Here is an 18,312-nt window from a genome sequence, read left to right on the forward strand (position 1 = left end):
CGTCTTTTTCTAGCCCCAAATATCCCGGGGGGAGGCCGCAGGCCGTGGGGGGCAGAGCCCCCAGCGTCAGAGGTTCAAAGCAGCTCCAGCAGCTTTTCCGGCGGCCGGCCGATCACCGCGCGGTCGCCCTTGATCGCCAGCGGCCGTTCGATCAGCACCGGGTTCGCGGCCATCGCCGCCAGCAGCGTCTCATCGCTGTCGCTCGTCGACAGACCCAGCTCCTTGAACCGTGGCTCCTTGGGGCGCATCATCTCGATCACCGGCGGATTGCCGAGCGCGGCGCGGGCTGCCTGCAGCTCCTCCAGGTTCGGAGCCTGCTCCAGGTAACGGCGCAGATGCAGGTCGACGCCCCTGTCTTCCAGCAGCGCCAGCCCCTCGCGCGACTTCGAGCAACGCGGGTTATGCCAGTATTCGATCATAGCCAGTCCTCTCTTGCGGTGCCTACGGCTTGGGTGACAGTTTCGAACCCGTCGCGGGCGAGAAGCGCATCGAGCCCCCGGGCGATCTGCGCGACAAGCCCCATGCCCTGATAGATCAGCGCGGTATAGAGCTGCACGGCGCAGGCGCCGGCGCGGATCTTGGCATAGGCGTCCTCGGCCGAGGCGATGCCGCCGACCCCGATCAGCGGGATTTGCCCCCCGGTCATCAGGCTGAGCCGGGCCAGCACCCGGGTCGATTTCTCGAACAGCGGCGCACCGGAGAGGCCACCGGCCTGATCGCGATGCGGGCTTTGCAGCCCCTCGCGCGACAGGGTGGTATTGGTGGCGATGATCGCATCGACGCCTGTGTCGCGGGCGGCCTCGGCGATGTCGGCGATCTCGGCCTCGGTCAGGTCGGGGGCGATCTTCAGGAAGATCGGAATGGGGCGCTCGAGCGCATCGCGGGCCGCCATCACGCCGGACAGCAGCGCGGTCAGCGCCGCCTTGCCCTGCAGATCGCGCAGCTTCTCGGTATTGGGGGAGGAGACGTTGACCGTGGCGAAATCAAGCGCGGCGCCGCAATGGCTCAGTACCCGGGCGAAATCGCCGGCGCGGTCGTCGCTGTCCTTGTTGGCGCCGAGGTTGAGGCCGACGGGCAGGGTCCGCGGCCGGGCCTTCAGCCGGGGCAGCACCGCCTCCATCCCGCCGTTGTTGAAGCCGAAGCGGTTGATCGCGGCGCGGTCCTGATCCAGCCGGAACAGGCGCGGCTTGGGGTTGCCGGGTTGCGGCCGGGGGGTGATGGCGCCGACCTCGAGAAAGCCGAAGCCGCAGCGTGCCAACGGGGCGAGCGCCTCGGCGTTCTTGTCGAGCCCGGCGGCCAGCCCGATGGGATTGGCCAGATCGAGCCCGGCCAGCCGCGTCCTGAGACGGGGCGAGGTGATCGGGCCGGGGCCGGGAACCAGCCCGGCATTCAGCGCCTTGAGCGACAGCCCATGCGCGACCTCGGGGTCGAAACGGTGCAGGATCGCAAGCCCGGCGCGGTCGATCAGCCTCATTGCATCTGCTCCGGGAATTGGTGGTGGCCCTCGACCAGCGGCAGCGGCGCGGACCAGAGCACATCGGCGAGGCGCAGCGGGCGATAGAGATGCGGGAAGAGCGCGCCACCGCGCGAGACCTCCCATGTCAGCGCCTCGCCCATCGCCTCGGCCGCGCAGGCCAGCAGCACCAGCCCTTCGGCCCCGGAGAAATGTTTGGCTGCCGTTTCGGCCGCCTGTTCGGCGGTGGAGAAATGGACGAAACCGTCCGCGACATCCACCGGCGCACCCGTGGTCTCACCCGCGGCTTGCAGGGCGGCCCATTCATCGGCACGGAAAATCTTGTAGATCAGCATGGGGATCATCTGCCGGGGAATGACGCCACGGTCAATCCCCGGCAGGCGCGGGTTACATCCAGCGGGCGCAGCGGCGCTGGATTTGCGGGATGATCACATAGACCATGCAGGCCACGATGATCGGCACCATGACCAGATTGCGCTGCCAGATTTCCCAATCCCGGGTCAGCGGGATCAGCGCATAGAGCAGCACGGTGACCAGCGGGTAGACGCCGCAGAAGACGAAGAGCGCGAAGCGGAACCGCGACGGGCGCCGCGTCAGCTGGGGAGGAGGAGAGGTGGTGGACATCGGGTTTCCCTCTGGATTTCCCTTTAATGAAACGGAACGTTCCGTTAGTATGTGCCCGACCGGAGGAAAGTAAAGGGGCGGGCATGGCAAAAAGTGACGAGGGCGACGCATGTGCCGGAAAACGCGGCTCGATCGGTGCGCGGCGTAATCCGGCGACCGAGGCGGCGATTCTGGACGCAGCGGCAGAGATCGTCGAGGACGGCGGTATCGGCGCGTTGACGATGGAGGCGGTGGCACGCCGGGCACGGGCGGGCAAGGCGACGGTCTATCGCTGGTGGCCGACGCGCGGCGCGCTGCTGCTGGCTGTTTATGAACGGCAGAAGCAGATCGGCGCCTTTCCGGACACCGGCACGCTCGAAGGCGATGTCGCGGCGGTGCTGCGGCTGCTCTTCGCGCATTGGGGCCGGCCGGAGGGTGCGGTCTTTCGCCATATCATCGCCGCAGCCCAGAGCGATCCGGACCTGGCCGAGGCCTTGGAGGCCTATCGGCAAGAGCGGCTGGAGAGCCTGATGCAGGTGATCGGCCGCACCGCCGCCCGCGGCGAACTGGCCGAAGATGTTTCCGCCGCTGACATGGCCAGCGCGGTCATGGCCATGGCCTGGCTGCATCTCTTGACCGGACATCTCGATGCCGACCCCGTTGCCCTGGCGCGGGTGCTGGTGCGAGGCTGGGGTCAATAGCGGAGGTCAGCCGGCCAAGAGTTCCAGCAACCGAGAGGTATCGGCTGAAAGCCGTTGACCTGGGATTCGGCTGCCCCGATCATGATGATCGTTTCAGGCTGAAAAGGGGGGCGAAACATGAAGCCTGGGGTTCTGTGTCACATTGGGGGAACACTTTTCATCCTGCTTGGCGCTTGCGCTGCACCGGGAACGATGTCGCAGAACTACGCGGCGCAAACCAGCTCCACCTTATGGAATATGCACTTCCAGACCAGTGACCCGCTCCAGATCGCCTATATCGAGGCAGAACTCGGGAGTCGGGGGCAAACATCCTTCGGAGTGGATTATCTGGGGCGGACGACTGCCTCGGCTTACGGGAAGCGCCTGTATCGGCGTGAAGCAGCCTCATCGACGGATGTGAACTGTAAGGACTTTCCGTCAGCGGCCGAGGCCCAGAAATACTTCCTTGCCCGCGGCGGGCCGGTGTCTGATCCCGAAGGCTTGGATCGCGACGGCGACGGTCTGGCCTGTGAGTGGGGAAGACAGTTGCGGAAATCCGCGTCGCGCTATTCGGTGCGCATTCAGCCGCGGAGACAGTCCTCCAGCTATTGTCATATCGGACCGAGAGGAGGGCGGTACACGATTACCGCCAGCGGGGCGAAGAACTATGGCGGGTGTTGACGCCTCGGCTGAGGAGGCCGACGTCGCGGGCAATACATAGGAAGTGTGAGAATAGCATTATGTAGCGCGATCGAGTCGCTGATCATGAAAGCTGGCGTCTGGAGCAGCGGGGCTTTTTTGTGTTGTGGGTGAACGCAGCCTCGGCGGCCTAAGGCAGTGCCGCGCCCGCCAGATGCCGCAGCTTGTCGGGGTTGCGGACGATCCAGACCGCAACGATCCGGCCGGCGCGGATATCCAGCGCGGTGGTTTGCAGCACATTGCCCGCCTCGCGCGTCACGAAGCCGGGCACGCCGTTGATCCTGCGGATCGGCGGCAGCGGCGGCGGCGGCAGCGCCCGCTTGCGCCCGAGCCCGGCGAACAGCCCCGCCGCACGCCGGCGCCCGTGCAGCACGTTGATCGCCGCCGGCACCTTGCCGCCGCCATCGGTGCGCACTTCGATCTCCTCGGCGAAGAGGTCAAGCAGCGCCTGCATGTCGCCGGTCCGGCTGGCATGCCAGAAGGCGGCGACGATGGGGGCGGCCTGATCCGTCGATGCGATGCGGGCAGGGGCCTCGGCCCCGGCCAGACGTTTACGCGCGCGCGACACCAGTTGACGGCAGGCCGCGGGCGTCTTGTCGATCACCCGCGCGATCTCCTCGAAGGAATAGTCGAAGGCATCGCGCAGCAGGAAGGCCGCCCGCATCTCGGGCGTCAGGGTGTCGAGCGTCAGGATCAGCGCGATGCTGACATCCTCGGTCACCATCCAGTCCTGTTCGGCGTCCGGCGCGGCGTCGCGGACCAGCGGGTCGGGCAGCCAGGCGCCGACATAGGTTTCGCGCCTTTGACGCGCGGATTTCAGATGGTCGAGGCAAAGCCGGGTGACCACCGCGCCCAGCCAGCGCGGCGGCGTCTCGATCGCCTCAAGCGGCTGCGCAGCTAAGCGCAGCCAGGCCTGTTGCAGGATATCCTCGGTGTCGGCGACCGATCCCGTCATGCGATAGGCGAGCCCCGCCAGACGGCGGCGCTCGCGCAAGAACAGGGGCAGGCGCGGATCAGGCGGCATCTTTGCGCATCGGATGCACCGACCGGAAGCCCACCGCAAAGCGGTTCCAGGCGTTGATCACATTGATCACCAGCGTCAGGTCGACACATTCGCGCGGGCTGAAGGCGGCGGTCAGCGCCGCATAATCCGCCTCCGGCGCGCCGGAGGCCTCGAGCCGGGTCAGCGCATCGGCCCAGCCAAGCGCGGCGCGTTCGCGGGCATCGAAGGCCGGGCTTTCGCGCCAGGCCGCCAGCACGTCGAGCTGTTGTTGCGACACCCCGGCCGCGCGGGCGTCGGGCGCGTGCATGTTCAGGCAATAGGCGCAGCCGTTGATCTGCGACACCCGCATCTTGACCAACTCGCGCAAGCGAAGCGGGATCGACAGCGCATGGGTCGCCTTCTCGAGCGCCAGCATGGCGGCGAGCGCTTCGGGCGAGGCCTGATAATAGCTCAGTCGTTCTGTCATCTTGAGGACTCCATCATCATGTCTAACAGAAATGATGACGATCCGGGCGGGCGATTTGTGACAGGGACAGGCGGGAAACTCTGGCGCAGACACGCTTTGACTTGGGTTCTGCCGCAATGCAACATCTCAGCATAACAACCCGACGGAGAGGAATCCGATGTCGTTTCGCCTTTTGACCTCTGCCGCGCTGCTGGCGCTCAGCGCCGGGGCGGCGTCTGCCGATTACAAGCTGACCATTCTTCATACCAACGATTTCCATTCCCGTTTCGAGCCGATCAGCAAATACGACAGCAGCTGTTCGGCCGAGGATAACGAGGCCGGCAAATGCTTCGGCGGCTCCGCCCGGCTGTCCACCGCGATCTCGGCGGCCAAGGCGGCGGGCAATACCTATGTGCTGCTCGATGCCGGCGACCAGTTTCAGGGCTCGCTGTTCTATACCTACTATCACGGCAAGCTCGCGGCCGAGCTGATGAACCGCTTCGGCTATGACGCCATGGCGGTGGGCAACCACGAATTCGACAATGGCCCCGAGGTGCTGGCCAGCTTTCTTGAGCTGGTGAAGTTTCCGGTGCTGATGGCGAACGCCGATCTCAGCGGGGAACCGGCGCTGAAGGGCGGGCCGGTGCAGAAATCGGTGGTGATCGAACGCGGCGGCGAAAAGCTGGGGATCATCGGGCTGACGCCGCAGGACAATCCGGAACTTTCCAGCCCCGGGCCGAACATCATCTTCACCGATCCGGTCGATGCCGTGCAGGCCGAGGTCGACCGGCTGACCGCCGAGGGGGTGAACAAGATCATCGTGCTGAGCCATTCGGGCTATGACGTCGACAAGCGCATCGCGGCCGAGACCAAGGGCGTCGATGTGATCGTCGGCGGCCATTCGCATACGCTGCTCAGCAATACCTCGGACAAGGCCTCCGGTCCCTATCCCACCATGGTGAACGGCGTGGCGATCGTGCAGGCCTATGCCTATGGCAAGTTCCTGGGTGAATTGAACGTCACCTTCGATGACGCCGGCAATCTGACCGCCGCCGAGGGCGAGCCGCTGGTGATGGACGCCAGCGTCGCCGAGGATCCGGCCATCAGCGCCCGGGTCAAGGAGGCGGCGGCCCCGCTTGAGGAAGTCCGCAACAAGGTGATCGCCAGCGCCGCCGCGCCGATCGACGGGTCGCGCGACAGTTGCCGGATCGGCGAATGCGCCATGGGCAATCTGGTCGCCGACGCCATGCTGGACCGGGTCGCCGATCAGGGCGTGACCATCGCCATCACCAACGGCGGCGGGTTGCGCGCCAGCATCGACGCCGGCGACGTCACCATGGGCGAGGTGCTGACGGTGTTGCCGTTCCAGAACACGCTGTCGACCTTCGAGGTCACCGGCCAGACCATCATCGACGCGCTGGAAAGCGGGGTGTCGCAGGCCGAGGAGGGCGGCGGCCGCTTCCCGCAAGTCTCTGGTCTTGCCTTTACCTGGGATCCGTCGAAACCGCCGATGGGCGGTCGCATCACCGAGGTGCTGGTCGCCAGCGAGGACGGTTATGTGCCGATCGACCCCGAGGCCTCCTATCTGACGGTCACCAACAACTATGTCCGCAACGGCGGTGACGGCTACAAGATGTTCTCGGGAGACGACAAGAAGGCCTATGACTTCGGCCCCGATCTGGCCGATGTGACCGCCGAATACCTGGCGGCGAACTCGCCTTATCAGCCCTATACCGACGAGCGGATCATCAAGAAGTAGAGGCCTCTCGCCCCTCTCCCCTCCTGGGGGGAGGGGTTGGCCCTTCGCCTCAATCGGTCCCCGGCGCTGGGGGGAGTTCGCCTTGCAGATAGGGCAGGGCACCGATGTGACGGGCCATGAAATCGCGCAAGGCGCGTGCCCGGGCGCTCAGCAGCCGGCCCGAGGGCCAGATGGCGAAGATCTCGCGATCCGGCCCGCGCCATTCCGGCAATACCCGACAAAGCTGGCCGTTGCCGATCTCCTCGCTGACTTCCGACACTGGCAACAGCGCAATCCCCAGACCATCGCAGACCCATTCCCTTTGCAGTGCGATATCGTCAACCGCCGCGGCGATGGACAGTTGCACCACCTGGGTCTCGCCCGTCTCGACGTGGCTGAGCCGCCATTCCGGCAAGGGTACAAACCCGACGATCCGATGCGCCTGCAGATCGCGGGGGCTCTCCGGGCTGCCATGCGCGGCGAGATAGCCGGGGGCGCAGACCAGAACGCTGCGCGCCAGGCCCAGGCGTTTCTGGAAAAAGCCGGAATCGGGTTGCGGCCCGATCCTCAGCGCCAGGTCGGCGCCGGTCGCGACCAGATCGGTCATCAGGTTCGACAGCCGCAGATCAAGGGCGATCTCGGGATGAGCCTGTTGAAACTCCCGCCACATCGGGCGCAGCAATCTGACCGACAGATTGGTCGGCGCCGTCACCGTCAGCCGCCCGCTCAGGCTGTGCAGATCATGGCTCAACCCCCGCAAGGAGGCCTCGATCCGCCCCACCTGGTCGGCGAGTTCGCGGTAATAGACCTCGCCCTGCGGCGTCAGGGCAAAGCGGCGTGCCGAGCGATGAATCAGGTGCAGGCCGAGCGTCTCCTCCAGCCGGCGCAACCGGCGGCTGACCGTGGCGGGCGGCAGGTTCAGCCGCTGCGCCGCCGCCGCCAGCCCGTTGGCCTGCACGATATGAACGAAGAGGGAAAGATCATCCAGCATGATTCCAGATATGGAATCTATAACCCCGAACATGTCCATATATTTCCGAATTCGTCAGCATTACCTCCGCGGTCATCATCACGAGCCTCAGACACAACCCTCAGAAAGGATACCCCATGTCGGGATATTACATCAGCGCCGCCGTTGATCTGACCGAAGGCGCCGACCCCGAGGCCGCCCGCGCGATGCTGGCCGATCTGGTCCGCGCCACCCGGGAGGAGCCGGGCTGCATCAGCTTCGACATTCGGCAGAACCTCGAGGATCCGCGCCGCTTCACCTTCTGGGAAGGCTGGACCGGTCCCGAGGCGTTGGAGCAACATTTCAACTATGCCCATACCCAGGCGGTGCTGGCCACGGGCATGATCCGGGTCGTCTATATCGAGCGGTTGGGCGATCTGGTGGTTGCGGCCTGATCACCCGGCCAACGCGGGCCAAAGCCTCGGATCAAGCGCCTCAGTGAAGGGGCGCAGGGCCTCGGCCTGCACCCGCCACTTGCCCACCGATTGGCGATGCACCGGTTGACGAAGCTGCGTCGCGCTCATCGTCAGCACGGCGGCCTGGGTTTCATTCGGCCGCGCCATCGCGGCCACCCAGTCGAGGCCGCAGAATTCGGCCAACCGCCGGCTCGCGGCCTCGACATCGCCGGTCATCTCCTCATAGCTCAGGTCAAGGATGCGACCGGGGAATTCGGCATGCCAGAAGGCCATCAGCCGGGCGTAAAGGTTGAACCGATGCGCCATCGCCTTGAGATCATAGGTATAGCTGAGCGCGCTGCCGGCGAAACGGCCGCGCCACATCGACAGCGCCACATCGCGCGGATCGCGGGTCAGATGGATGATGCGCGCCTCGGGGTGGGCCGCAAGCAGGAAGCCCAGCAGGCGATAGTTCTCCGGCATCTTGTCGACGAAGGCGCGGCAGCCTTCGGGCAGCGGCGGATGCAGCCGCTTTTCGGTCTGGCGCAGCTGCTCCAGGGCCTCTGGCCCGATCGGTTCGCCCGCCTCGATCAGCGGCATCAAGGCGCGGCCGGCGGCGATCTGCTCGCCCAGCCCCATGACGGCGGGATGCGCCGCCAGGATCGCCTCGGCCAGCGTGGTGCCCGACCGCGGCAGGCCCAGCACATAGATCGGTGTGACCGACTCGGCCACCGCCGGGTCCGGCGGCAGGGGGAAATAGCCGATGATCCGGTCCGTCAGCGCGCTGTCGGCGGCGGCGTCATAGGGCAGGGCCCGCGCCATCTCGCGGTTGGCCTCGGCCAGATGCCGGGCCTCGCCGTCGCTGTCGCCGGCCTGCTGGGCGATGCGCGCCAGGGCGAAGTTCAACCCGGCGCGGTCGGGTGAATGTGCCGGTGCGCGCTTCAGCGCCGCCCGCGCGATGGTCAGCAGCGCGCCGTTCTCCTCCCGGTCCTGCAGGGTGGCAAGTTGCTCGATCGCCTCGGCATTCTGCGGCTCCAGCCCGAGCACGGCGTGATATTCCGCCCGCGCCTCGGCGCTCTGCCCGGCTTCGACCCAGGTCTCGGCCAGCCGCAGATGCGCCCCGATGTGATCCGGCGCCAGCATCACCGCCCGTTGGGCCGTGCTCAGCGCCTCGTCATGCCGGGTCAGCCGGGCAAGCGGCAGGCTGATGTTCACCAGGGTTTCGACGTTGTTGGGATCAAGCGTCAGCGCCGCCTCGAAATCGGCCAGCGCCGCATCGGTCAGCCCCAGCCGGTTCCGCAACAGCCCGCGCAGGTTATAGTTGCGCGCCAGCCGCGGTGCCAGGGCGATGGCCCGGCCGACCGCCGCCTCGGCCTCCTCGGTGCGGCCCAGTTGCGACAGCGCCTGGGCACAGAGGTATTGCGCCCCCTCATCCTCCGGCTGCTGCCGGATCAGCCGCTGCAGCAGCACCAGCGCCTTGTCGGCCATGTTCAGCAGAACCAGCGTCTGCGCCAGATTGCGCTGGGCGTCGATAAAACCGGGGTCGATCTGGATCGCCTTCTGGAACAGCGGCACCGCCTCGCGCGGCTTGCCCTGGGCACAGAGCGCCAGCGCCGCCACATTGGGGAGAAGCGCATTCTTCGGATGACGCGCCATCGCGGCCTTGGCGGTTTTGAACGCCTGCCGGGATTGCCCATTCATCAACTGGGTCTGGGCGATGACATGGGGCGGTTGTAGGATCATGAGGACTTTACACGATGATTTGTTGACGTCCGGCAACAGGCGGGATCGGGATCAGCCCCGGTATCGGCCGAACCCTACCGGTCGGGCAAGGCGAATTCAAACGGCGCGGCCGAGAAAGACAGCATATGTGCGGACGCTATGCGCTGACCCTGCCGGTCGAGGCGATGGCAAAGGTGTTTCAGGCACAGCCCGCGAACGATCTGCCAGAGGTGCCGAACTATAACATCTGCCCGACCGACCAGGTTGCGGTGATCGACAGCGCGGCGGGGCTGCGGCGCCTGCGGCCGATGCGCTGGGGCTTTGTCCCGAGCTGGTATCAGACCCTGACCGGCGGTCCGCTGCTGTTCAACGCCAGGGCCGAGACATTGGCCGAAAAGCCCGCCTTTCGCGACGCCTGCCGACAGCGCCGCTGCCTGCTGATCGCCTCGGGCTTTTACGAATGGGAACGCCGCGGCGAAACCCGGCTGCCCTGGTATGTGCTGCGCCGTGACGGGGCACCGATGGTCTTCGCCGGCATCTGGCAGGACTGGGGGCGGGACGCGCCGCTGCCGACCTGCGCCATCGTGACCACCGCCGCCAATGCCACGCTCGCCCCGGTGCATGATCGCATGCCACTGATCTTGGAACCCGAGGATTGGCCGCTCTGGCTGGGGGAAGCGGGCCATGGCGCCGCCCGGTTGATGCACCCGGCGCCCGACGACCTCCTCACCCGCCGCAGGGTCGGCTCCAGGATCAATTCGAGCCGCGCCGAAGGCCCCGATCTGATCGAGGAACTGATCGAACCCTTCGGGGACGACTGAGGCTGCCTCACTCCTCTTCCGTCGGCGCCTTCAGTGGCGCGCGGCTCAGCGCATTGCCCGCCAGCGTCGCCTTGTGCAGCAGCCGCAGCACCTCGGCGCGCTCGGCGGCGTCGAGCCCGGCCAGAATGTCGGGCTGCAAGGCGTCCACATGCGGCCGTGCGGTCTCCAGCAACGCCTCGCCCGCCTCGGTCAGCGTCAGCTCGCGGGCGCGACGGTCCTGGGCCGCGATCCGCCGCAGCACCAGCCCGCGCGCATCCAGCCGGTCGATCACCTTGCCAAGCGTGGCGCGATCATAGGCCACCAGCCCCGCCACCGTCGCCTGATCGATGCCGGGATGATCGCGGATCGCGCTCAAGGCGGCGAATTGCACCGGCGTCAGCTTCAAACCGGCCGCCGCCATCCGATCCATGAACAGCGCCACCGAGATCTGATTGAGCCGCCGGATCAGATGCCCCGGCATGGTATGAATGTCCATTCTCTCTCACTCCGCTGCGCGCCATGGCTATTGGCAAGTACACATATAATAGGGGAAAGGCATCCCCCTTCCATGGCACCCGGCCGGGCCCCCCTTTTTCTAGCTGCAAATATCCTCGGGGGTGAATTTGCGCGGTCCGCGCAAAGAGGGGGCGGAAAGCCCCCTGATCTCCCGGCGCTTGCACCGCGCGCTTCCCCTGCGCTGCGGACCGCGCTAAGCAATCACATGCCCATCGAATTCGCCACGCTCGCCGATCTTTTCGCCCATGGTTTCGACACCGTGATCGACGTCCGCAGCCCCGCCGAATATGCCGAGGATCACCTGCCCGGCGCGATCTCCCTGCCGGTCTTGGACAATGACGAACGCGCCCGTGTCGGCACCATCTACAAGCAGGAAAGCCCGTTTCTGGCCCGCAAGCTGGGCGCGGCGCTGGTGTTCCACAACGCGGCCCGTCACATCGAGACGGTGCTGAAGGATTACGAGGGCGGCTGGCGGCCGCTGGTCTATTGCTGGCGCGGGGGTCAGCGCTCGGGCTCCTTCACCTGGATGCTGGGCCAGATCGGCTGGCGGGCCGACAGCATCAAGGGCGGCTATCAGACCTATCGCCGGCTGGTCTATCGCGCGCTCTACGACGGGCGGCTGCCATTTCGTGCCGTGCTGCTCGATGGCTATACCGGCACCGCCAAGACCGATCTGTTGCATCTGTTGAAACAGCGGGGCGTTCAGGTGCTCGACCTCGAGGGGCTGGCGGCGCATCGCGGCTCGCTTCTGGGCGATATGGCTCAGCCGCAACCGAGCCAGAAGGGGTTCGAATCCGCGCTTGTCGGCGCCTTCCTCGATCTCGATCCCTCCCGTCCCGTGGTGATCGAGGCGGAATCGAGCAAGATCGGTGAGCGGATCATTCCTCCCGCGCTCTGGGAGGTGATGAAGGCCGCGCCCCGGATCGAGATCGCCGCGCCGATCGAGGCGCGCGCGACCTATCTGGCGCGGGCCTATGACGATATCCTGTCTGGCGGCGACCGGCTGCGCGACCGGCTCGATCCGCTGCGGGCGCATCGCGGCCACGCGGTGGTCGATGGCTGGGGTGCGCTGATCGTGGCGGGCGACAAGCTGGCGCTGACCCGGGCGCTGATGGAACAGCATTATGATCCCTCCTATGACAAATCCCGCCGCGCCATCGGGGCGGAGGTTCTGGCCCGGGTCACGACGGATCGGCTGGATACGCCGGGGCTGGATCACGTCGCGGCTGAGATCGAGCGGATCGTCGAAGGTTGGGCCGGCTGATCCTTGCCCCGGCTGTGCAGGTCGGTTAGGTTTCCCGCACGGTCGGCAGTTCACCGAGGCGTCGCTGGCCCCGAGAGGGGCAGCTAAACCTGCTCCAAGTCATCGACAGCATTCGACATCTCCGTCCAGTGCCGCGTCGTAAGTCAGCGACCACGACAGTCTCACGCGGCCCCTTGAGGACATGTCATGTCGAAACAGGTCTTTCCGCTGAATTCCCCCGATATCTCCGCCTTCGCCCGCGCGCTTGGCCGCCAGCTCCAGACGCGCGAGGCGGCGCCGTCGCATCTGGAGGTGATGAACATGCTCGCCCGGGCGGCGGGCTATCGCAACTTCCAGCACCTGCGCGCCGCCCATGCGGCCGAGGCGCGGCTCGATACGCCTGCCTTGGTCGCCGCCGTCGATTTCAGGCTGGTGGAGCGTGCCCTGAACCAATTCGACGCGGCGGGCCGGCTGCTGCGCTGGCCGTCGCGGCGCCAGATCCAATTGCTCTGCCTCTGGGCGCTGTGGTCGCGGTTTCCGGCCGGTATTTCCCTGCACGAGCGCGAGGTGAACGCGCGGCTCAATGCGGCGCATGGGTTCGGCGATGCCGCGCTGTTGCGGCGCGATCTTTGCGGGCTGGGGCTCTTCACCCGGTCGCGCGACGGCAGCGATTACCGCCGGCAGGAATTGCCGCCGCCACCCGAGGCGCGGGAGCTGATCCGCCGGCTGCGGGGCCTGGCGCCAAACTAGATCAGGCTCAGCCCTGGGCCGCCGGCGGTCAGGCTCCCGATCCGTGCCGCCGGATGCCCGGCCGCGCGCAGTGCCGCGACCAGCGCTTCGGCCTGATCGGCGGCGACGGCGGCCAGCAGCCCGCCGGCGGTCTGCGGATCGAACAGCAGGTCGCTGAGCGGATCGCTCGGCAACTCCGGCGCCAGCGCCCGGTTGTCGGCGAAGAGCGTCGACCGATAGCCCCGGTGCGACAGCTCCCGCGCGCCGGCCATCAGCGGTACGGCAGCAAGGTCGAGCCGCGCCGTCAACCCCGAGGCCTCGCAGATGTTCAGCAGATGCCCGGCCAGGCCGAAGCCGGTGACATCGGTCATCGCATGCGCCCCGGCCAGAAGGCGCGCGGCATCGCCCTGCGGTCGGGTCATCTGGGCGAAGGCCGCCGCGATCCAGCCGCCGCGCGCGGCGCCCTGCATCTCGGCCGCCATCAACACGCCGGTGCCGATCGGCTTGGTCAGGATCAGCGCGTCGCCCGGCTGCGCCCCCGCCAGGGTGATCGGATCGCGGTCGAGCAGCCCGGTCAGGGTGAACCCAATGGTCAGCTCGGTGCCCATCGAGCTGTGACCGCCGACGATCTCGGCCCCTTCGGCGCGAAAGATGGCATCGGCGGCGCCCATGATCTCGGTTGCGGTCCGCTGCTGCAGCGTCGCGGTCATCCGCGGCAGGATCAGCGTGACGGTCACCGCCTGCGGCTCTGCCCCCATCGCCCAGATATCGCCAAGCGCATGGATGGCGGCGATCCGGGTCATGGTGACCGGATCTTCGGTGAAGGCGCGCAGATGGTCGGTGGTGATCACCTGCCGCTGGCCGCCCAGCGTCAGCATCGCGGCGTCATCGCCGGGCAGCGCCGTCACGTCGTGGCGATCCCCCGCCGGCAAGCTCGCCAGCGCCGCCCGCAGCGCGCCGCGCCCCAGCTTGGCGCCGCAGCCGCCGCACATCGGCTTGTCGGGCAACTCGTCGGCTCCGGCGGCGCGCAGTTCGGGCGGGGCAGGGGGGCGCATCACCGGCAGATCACCGAACCGGTCCATGAAGCGGCGGTCGATCCGGTCCTTCCAGCGCCAGATCAGCGGGCCCGAGAAGGGGAGGCCCCATTTCTCCCCCAAGGCCGATTGCTCGCCCAGCGAGATCAGCTTGAGGTAATCGCGCTGCGGGTGGTAGCGCCGCCGTCGCGCGGCCCCCATCAGGGCGGACTTCAGGTTCGCCAGCAGGATCGGCGCCTCGCGCACCGCATAGACGCCGGCCTTGGGGCGCGGGCTTTCGATCAGATCGGCGCAATCGCCGGCAGCGAAGACAGAAGGATCGCTGCTTTGCAGGCTGGGATCGACGGCGATGAAGCCGCGGGTCACCGCCAGCCCGGTCTCGGCGATCCATTCATAGGGGCGGGCGCCGGCGGCGCCGGTGATGAGATCGGCGGCGATCCGTTCTTCGCCGGCCAACACCACGGCGCCCTGATCGATATAGGCGATCTCGACCCCTTCACGGATCGTCACCCCATGGGCAGAGAGCGCCGCCCGCAGCCGCCTTTGCGCCGCGGCCCCCAGCGCAGAGAGCGCGCGGGCACGCTCGACAAGCGTCAGCTCGGCCGGCCGGCCCTTGGCACGCAGGGCATGCGCCATCGCCAGGATCAGCTCCGCCCCGGCGACGCCGCCGCCGATCACCGCGACACGGGCCGGGCCATCGCCGGCCAGATAGCTTTCCCAACGGCTGGCAAAGGGGCCGAGCGGCTTGGCCGGCACGGCGAAATCGGCGAACCCCGGCAGGTCGGGCATCGAGGAGGTGATGCCGACATTGACCGAACAGACATCATAGCCGATCGGCGGCCGGCCCGGCACCCGGATCAGCTTAGCCTCGGGGTCGAGGCCCTGGCACTCTCCCAGCACCACCCGGGCGCCGGCGAAGCGGGCCAGCCGGATCAGGTCGATATCCAGATCGTCACGGTGGTAGTGGCCGGCGACGAAGCCCGGCAGCATGCCGGAATAGGGCGCGGTGGGGCCGGGGTTGATCAGCGTCACCCGGGTGCCGGGCAGCGGGGACATCCCCCACATCCGCAGCACCAGGGCATGGGCATGGCCGCCCCCGATCAGGACCAGATCACGGGTCAGCGGCTGCGCGAAGCGGTCCACGACGGCGCCCGCGGCTCAGTGCGGCGAACCGGGCGCCGGGGGGGCGGCGGGCTGATCCTCGGGCCGGGTGTCATGGGTGGCCCAGATGCGGTCCTTGCCGGCGGGCGGCAGGCTCTCGGGCGTCTCGTGGCGGTGGATATGCGCCTTGGCGATGAAATTGGCGGTGATCGGCGCGGTCAGGAACAGGAACAGCGTGATCAGCAGCTCGTGCCAGGAGACATGCCCTTCCGAGACGATGGCATGGATCATCGAGGCGATCAGCACGCCGCCGACCCCGAGCGTGGTGGCCTTGGTCGGCGCATGCAGCCGCGACATCGGATCGTTCAGCTTGATCAGCCCATAGGAGCCGATCAGGCCGAACACGCCGCCCAGGACCAGGGCGGCGGCAATGAGATATTCAAAGATCGGGGACATCGCTGGGCCTCACTCGATGATATTGCCGCGCAGCATGAAGCGCGCATAGGCGACGGTCGAGACGAAGCCAAGCATGGCGACGATCATCGCCGCCTCGAAGAAGATCTCGGTGCCATTCGCCAGCCCATAGAGGATCAGCAGCGCGATGGCATTGATCACCATGGTATCCAGCGCCAGCACCCGGTCGCCGACACCGGCGGCGGTGGCGATCTTCCAGAGGTTCATCAGCAGCGCCAGCGCAAAGCACGCGGTGGCGAAATAGATGGCATAGCTCAGGATCATTCGAAAATCTCCATCAGGCGGCGTTCGTAACGGGTCTTGATGTCGTCCCGGATGGCGTCCGGATCGGGCGCGTCCAGGCAATGGACCAGCAGGTAATGCCCGCCGGCCGACAGATCGGCGCTGACCGTGCCCGGGGTCAGCGTGATGGTGCCGGCCAGGGCGGTGATCGCCTCGGGCGACTTCAGATCCAGCGGCACCGTGACCCAGGCGGGCTTGCGCGCCGCGTTCGGCTTGAACAGCACGATCTTGGCCACGGTGAAATTGGCCAGAATGATATCCCAGATCACGATCCCGATATAGACCACGATCTTGACGGGATGATGCAGCCGCGGGCGGTTCGGCCAGTAGGGGCGGGTGATGAAGGGGATCACCGTGCCCAGAAACAGCCCGAACAGCAGCGAGTTGATCGAATAGCGGTTGACCAGCAGAAGCCAGACCAGCGTCAGGAGGCCGGTCAGGATCGGGTGGGGAAAGATCCGGGCAAGCAGTCTCATGGGTCAGCGCCTTTGCAGAACGGTTTCGATATAGCCGGTCGGGTCGAACAGCTGCCCGGCGGTGGCCTCGGTATATTTCAGCACCGGGCCTGCCAGCACCGTCAAGGCCACCAGCCCGGCAAGCAGCACGAAGACCGAGACGAAGGCAAGCCCGGGCACCGGCGCCGAGGCGAGCTCGGGGCTCATCGGCTTGCCGATATCGTCCTCCTCCTCTTCGGGCGGCTGGACGCTGCGGTCGTGCGATTTCCAGAACAGGATGCTGCCGGCGCGGGTCAGGCCGACGATGGTGATCAGCGAGGTGGTCAGCACCACCGCAAAGATCAGCCAGACCTGTTGGCTGGGCCAGGCCGCCGAGAGCACCAGCAGCTTGCCGATGAAGCCTGACAGCGGCGGCATCCCCGCCATGGCGATGGCGCCAGCGAAATAGAGCGCCGAGATCAGCCCGCTCTGCGGCATGGCGGGGCAGGGGATCAGCTTGCCGCCGCGCCGCTCGATCACCAGATCGGCGACCAGGAACAGCAGCGCCGCGGTGAAGGTGGAATGGATGGCGTAATAGAGCGCCGCCGCCGTCGATTGCGGGGTGAAGAGCGAGATGGCGATCAGCAGGGTGCCCATCGAGGTGATGGCGCCGAAGGCGACCAGCCGGCCAAGCTCCCTGGCGCCGAGGATGCCGATCGAGCCCACCGTCAGTGTCAGCAGCGCCGCCGGCAGCAGCCAGTCGCCGACCAGCCCCTGGGTCGCCGCCACATCGGGGCCGAAGACCAGCGTGTACATCCGCAGGATGGCATAGGCGCCGACCTTGGTCATGATGGCGAAGAGCGCCGCCACCGGCATCGGTGCGTTGGCATAGGAGGCCGGCAGCCAGAAATGCAGCGGCAGCACCGCCGCCTTGATGGCGAAGACCAGGAGCAGCAGCACCGCCGCCACCCGGATCAGTGCGGTATCCTCGGCCGGCAGGGCGGCGACGCGCACCGCCAGATCGGCCATGTTCAGCGTGCCGGTCACCGAATAGATCGTTCCCAGGGCAATCAGGAACAGGCTGGAGCCGAGCAGGTTGTAGACCACATATTGCACCCCGGCCCGCAGCCGCTTGGAGCCGCCGCCGTGGATCATCAGCCCATAGGAGGCGATCAGCAGCACCTCGAAGAAGACGAAGAGGTTGAAGGCGTCGCCGGTCAGGAAGGCGCCGAGGATGCCCATCAACTGGAACTGGAACAGCGCGTGGAAATGCCGCCCCCGGGTATCCCAGCCCGAGCCGATGGCATAGAGCAGCACCGGCAGCGCCAGCAATGTCGTCAGCAGCACCATCATCGCCGACAACCGATCCAGCACCAGCACGATGCCGAAGGGCGCCGGCCAGTCGCCCAGTTCATAGACCTCGATCGAGCCGTCCATGGTATGCCAGAGCAGGGCCAGGGCGATGATGTTCAGCAGCACCACCGAGGCGACCGAGAACACCCGCTGCAGATCGCTGTGAAAGCGGATCGCCATCAGGATGAAGGGGCCAACCACCGCCGGCAGGACGATGGGCGCGATGATCAGGTTGCTCATGCGTCCTCTCCCTTGTCGTCGGACATGTCGATGCGGTCGTCACGGGCGGCCAGATAGGCGCTCAGCGCCATCATCAGCACCACGGCGGTCATCCCGAAGGAGATCACGATGGCGGTCAGCACCAGCGCCTGCGGAATCGGGTCGGTATATCCGGTGGCGTGCTCGCTCAGGATCGGCGGCTGGTTCAGCGCCAGCCGACCGGTGGCGAACAGGAACAGGTTCACCGCATAGGACAGGATCGACAGCCCCAGGATCACCGGAAAGGTGCGCTGCCGCAGGATCAGATAGATGCCGCCGGCGGTCAGGATGCCGACCGCACTGGCCAGAAGGATCTCCAT

At 67.0% G+C, this 18,312-nt stretch carries 22 protein-coding genes; 7 read left to right on the forward strand and 15 right to left on the reverse strand.

Features of this window, described 5'->3' with window-relative positions; genetic code table 11:
• Positions 1-74: 74 nt before the first annotated feature.
• The 4 genes from arsC to ACN0V4_RS15040 are packed head-to-tail and all read right to left on the reverse strand — an operon-like array spanning position 75 to position 2,098.
• A complete protein-coding gene (gene arsC, locus ACN0V4_RS15025; RefSeq protein WP_417677498.1) occupies positions 75-419 on the reverse strand; it encodes an arsenate reductase (glutaredoxin) in 345 nt (114 codons plus the stop codon).
• The gene (locus ACN0V4_RS15030; RefSeq protein ID WP_417677500.1) at positions 416-1,474 is read right to left on the reverse strand and encodes a quinone-dependent dihydroorotate dehydrogenase; all 1,059 of its coding nucleotides are present in this window, start codon (positions 1,472-1,474) and stop codon (positions 416-418) included. Before ACN0V4_RS15030 ends, arsC begins: the two co-directional genes overlap by 4 nt.
• Positions 1,471-1,809 (reverse strand): DUF952 domain-containing protein, encoded by a 339-nt coding sequence (locus ACN0V4_RS15035; protein WP_417677502.1) that lies wholly within the window; start codon positions 1,807-1,809, stop codon positions 1,471-1,473. Before ACN0V4_RS15035 ends, ACN0V4_RS15030 begins: the two co-directional genes overlap by 4 nt.
• A gap of 52 nt (positions 1,810-1,861) precedes the next feature.
• Positions 1,862-2,098: a hypothetical protein gene (locus tag ACN0V4_RS15040; RefSeq protein ID WP_417677504.1), complete on the reverse strand. Its 237-nt coding sequence runs from the start codon at positions 2,096-2,098 to the stop codon at positions 1,862-1,864.
• A gap of 83 nt (positions 2,099-2,181) precedes the next feature.
• Between ACN0V4_RS15040 and ACN0V4_RS15045 the strand changes: the two genes are divergently transcribed.
• Complete coding sequence (locus ACN0V4_RS15045; protein ID WP_417677506.1) at positions 2,182-2,778, forward strand: TetR/AcrR family transcriptional regulator; 597 nt, start codon at positions 2,182-2,184, stop codon at positions 2,776-2,778.
• A 192-nt stretch (positions 2,779-2,970) separates the two neighbouring features.
• Positions 2,971-3,438: an excalibur calcium-binding domain-containing protein gene (locus ACN0V4_RS15050; protein ID WP_417677508.1), complete on the forward strand. Its 468-nt coding sequence runs from the start codon at positions 2,971-2,973 to the stop codon at positions 3,436-3,438.
• Positions 3,439-3,586: 148 nt separating this feature from the next.
• Here the strand turns inward: ACN0V4_RS15050 and sigJ are convergent, their stop codons facing one another.
• Both sigJ and ACN0V4_RS15060 read right to left on the reverse strand, forming a co-directional pair.
• Positions 3,587-4,480 (reverse strand): RNA polymerase sigma factor SigJ, encoded by an 894-nt coding sequence (gene sigJ / locus ACN0V4_RS15055; protein ID WP_417677510.1) that lies wholly within the window; start codon positions 4,478-4,480, stop codon positions 3,587-3,589.
• Entirely contained in the window at positions 4,470-4,925 is a 456-nt protein-coding gene (locus ACN0V4_RS15060) for a carboxymuconolactone decarboxylase family protein (protein WP_417677512.1), read from the reverse strand. Before ACN0V4_RS15060 ends, sigJ begins: the two co-directional genes overlap by 11 nt.
• A gap of 157 nt (positions 4,926-5,082) precedes the next feature.
• Between ACN0V4_RS15060 and ACN0V4_RS15065 the strand changes: the two genes are divergently transcribed.
• Entirely contained in the window at positions 5,083-6,663 is a 1,581-nt protein-coding gene (locus tag ACN0V4_RS15065) for a bifunctional metallophosphatase/5'-nucleotidase (protein ID WP_417677514.1), read from the forward strand.
• 49 nt (positions 6,664-6,712) lie between these two features.
• On the opposite strand, the gene ACN0V4_RS15070 is transcribed toward ACN0V4_RS15065, so the two are convergent.
• Positions 6,713-7,633, reverse strand: a complete 921-nt coding sequence (locus tag ACN0V4_RS15070; protein WP_417677516.1) for a LysR family transcriptional regulator — start codon at positions 7,631-7,633, stop codon at positions 6,713-6,715.
• Positions 7,634-7,749: 116 nt separating this feature from the next.
• Between ACN0V4_RS15070 and ACN0V4_RS15075 the strand changes: the two genes are divergently transcribed.
• Positions 7,750-8,046, forward strand: a complete 297-nt coding sequence (locus ACN0V4_RS15075) for a putative quinol monooxygenase (RefSeq protein WP_417677518.1) — start codon at positions 7,750-7,752, stop codon at positions 8,044-8,046.
• On the opposite strand, the gene ACN0V4_RS15080 is transcribed toward ACN0V4_RS15075, so the two are convergent.
• A complete protein-coding gene (locus ACN0V4_RS15080) occupies positions 8,047-9,789 on the reverse strand; it encodes a tetratricopeptide repeat-containing sulfotransferase family protein (protein WP_417677520.1) in 1,743 nt (580 codons plus the stop codon). It lies immediately after the preceding gene.
• Between the two features lie 125 nt (positions 9,790-9,914).
• On the opposite strand from ACN0V4_RS15080, the gene ACN0V4_RS15085 reads away from it, so the two are divergent.
• The gene (locus tag ACN0V4_RS15085; protein ID WP_417677522.1) at positions 9,915-10,589 is read left to right on the forward strand and encodes an SOS response-associated peptidase; all 675 of its coding nucleotides are present in this window, start codon (positions 9,915-9,917) and stop codon (positions 10,587-10,589) included.
• A gap of 7 nt (positions 10,590-10,596) precedes the next feature.
• On the opposite strand, the gene ACN0V4_RS15090 is transcribed toward ACN0V4_RS15085, so the two are convergent.
• A complete protein-coding gene (locus ACN0V4_RS15090) occupies positions 10,597-11,064 on the reverse strand; it encodes a MarR family winged helix-turn-helix transcriptional regulator (protein WP_417677524.1) in 468 nt (155 codons plus the stop codon).
• A gap of 225 nt (positions 11,065-11,289) precedes the next feature.
• Here ACN0V4_RS15090 and mnmH point away from each other — a divergent pair, with 225 nt between their 5' ends.
• Together mnmH and ACN0V4_RS15100 are read left to right on the forward strand one after the other, a co-directional pair.
• On the forward strand, positions 11,290-12,348 hold the full coding sequence (gene mnmH / locus ACN0V4_RS15095) for a tRNA 2-selenouridine(34) synthase MnmH (RefSeq protein ID WP_417677526.1): 1,059 nt from the start codon (positions 11,290-11,292) through the stop codon (positions 12,346-12,348).
• Positions 12,349-12,534: 186 nt separating this feature from the next.
• Positions 12,535-13,077, forward strand: a complete 543-nt coding sequence (locus ACN0V4_RS15100) for a DUF2087 domain-containing protein (protein WP_417677528.1) — start codon at positions 12,535-12,537, stop codon at positions 13,075-13,077.
• Here ACN0V4_RS15100 and selD read toward each other — a convergent pair.
• From selD to ACN0V4_RS15130, 6 genes are read right to left on the reverse strand one after another with little or no spacing between them, the layout of a single operon-like run.
• A complete protein-coding gene (gene selD / locus ACN0V4_RS15105) occupies positions 13,074-15,233 on the reverse strand; it encodes a selenide, water dikinase SelD (protein WP_417677530.1) in 2,160 nt (719 codons plus the stop codon). The genes ACN0V4_RS15100 and selD overlap by 4 nt on opposite strands.
• Before the next feature lie 15 nt (positions 15,234-15,248).
• Complete coding sequence (locus tag ACN0V4_RS15110; protein ID WP_417677532.1) at positions 15,249-15,647, reverse strand: Na+/H+ antiporter subunit G; 399 nt, start codon at positions 15,645-15,647, stop codon at positions 15,249-15,251.
• 9 nt (positions 15,648-15,656) lie between these two features.
• A complete protein-coding gene (locus ACN0V4_RS15115; RefSeq protein WP_417677534.1) occupies positions 15,657-15,929 on the reverse strand; it encodes a K+/H+ antiporter subunit F in 273 nt (90 codons plus the stop codon).
• Entirely contained in the window at positions 15,926-16,423 is a 498-nt protein-coding gene (locus ACN0V4_RS15120) for a Na+/H+ antiporter subunit E (protein WP_417677536.1), read from the reverse strand. Before ACN0V4_RS15120 ends, ACN0V4_RS15115 begins: the two co-directional genes overlap by 4 nt.
• Before the next feature lie 3 nt (positions 16,424-16,426).
• Positions 16,427-17,974, reverse strand: coding sequence for a monovalent cation/H+ antiporter subunit D (locus ACN0V4_RS15125; RefSeq protein WP_417677537.1), 1,548 nt, complete (start codon positions 17,972-17,974; stop codon positions 16,427-16,429).
• On the reverse strand, positions 17,971-18,312 hold the full coding sequence (locus tag ACN0V4_RS15130) for a Na+/H+ antiporter subunit C (protein WP_028094912.1): 342 nt from the start codon (positions 18,310-18,312) through the stop codon (positions 17,971-17,973). The genes ACN0V4_RS15125 and ACN0V4_RS15130 overlap by 4 nt, the downstream gene beginning before the upstream one ends.

Origin of the sequence: Pseudodonghicola sp., from assembly GCF_048268305.1 — a bacterium.
Taxonomy (GTDB): Bacteria; Pseudomonadota; Alphaproteobacteria; order Rhodobacterales; family Rhodobacteraceae; genus Pseudodonghicola.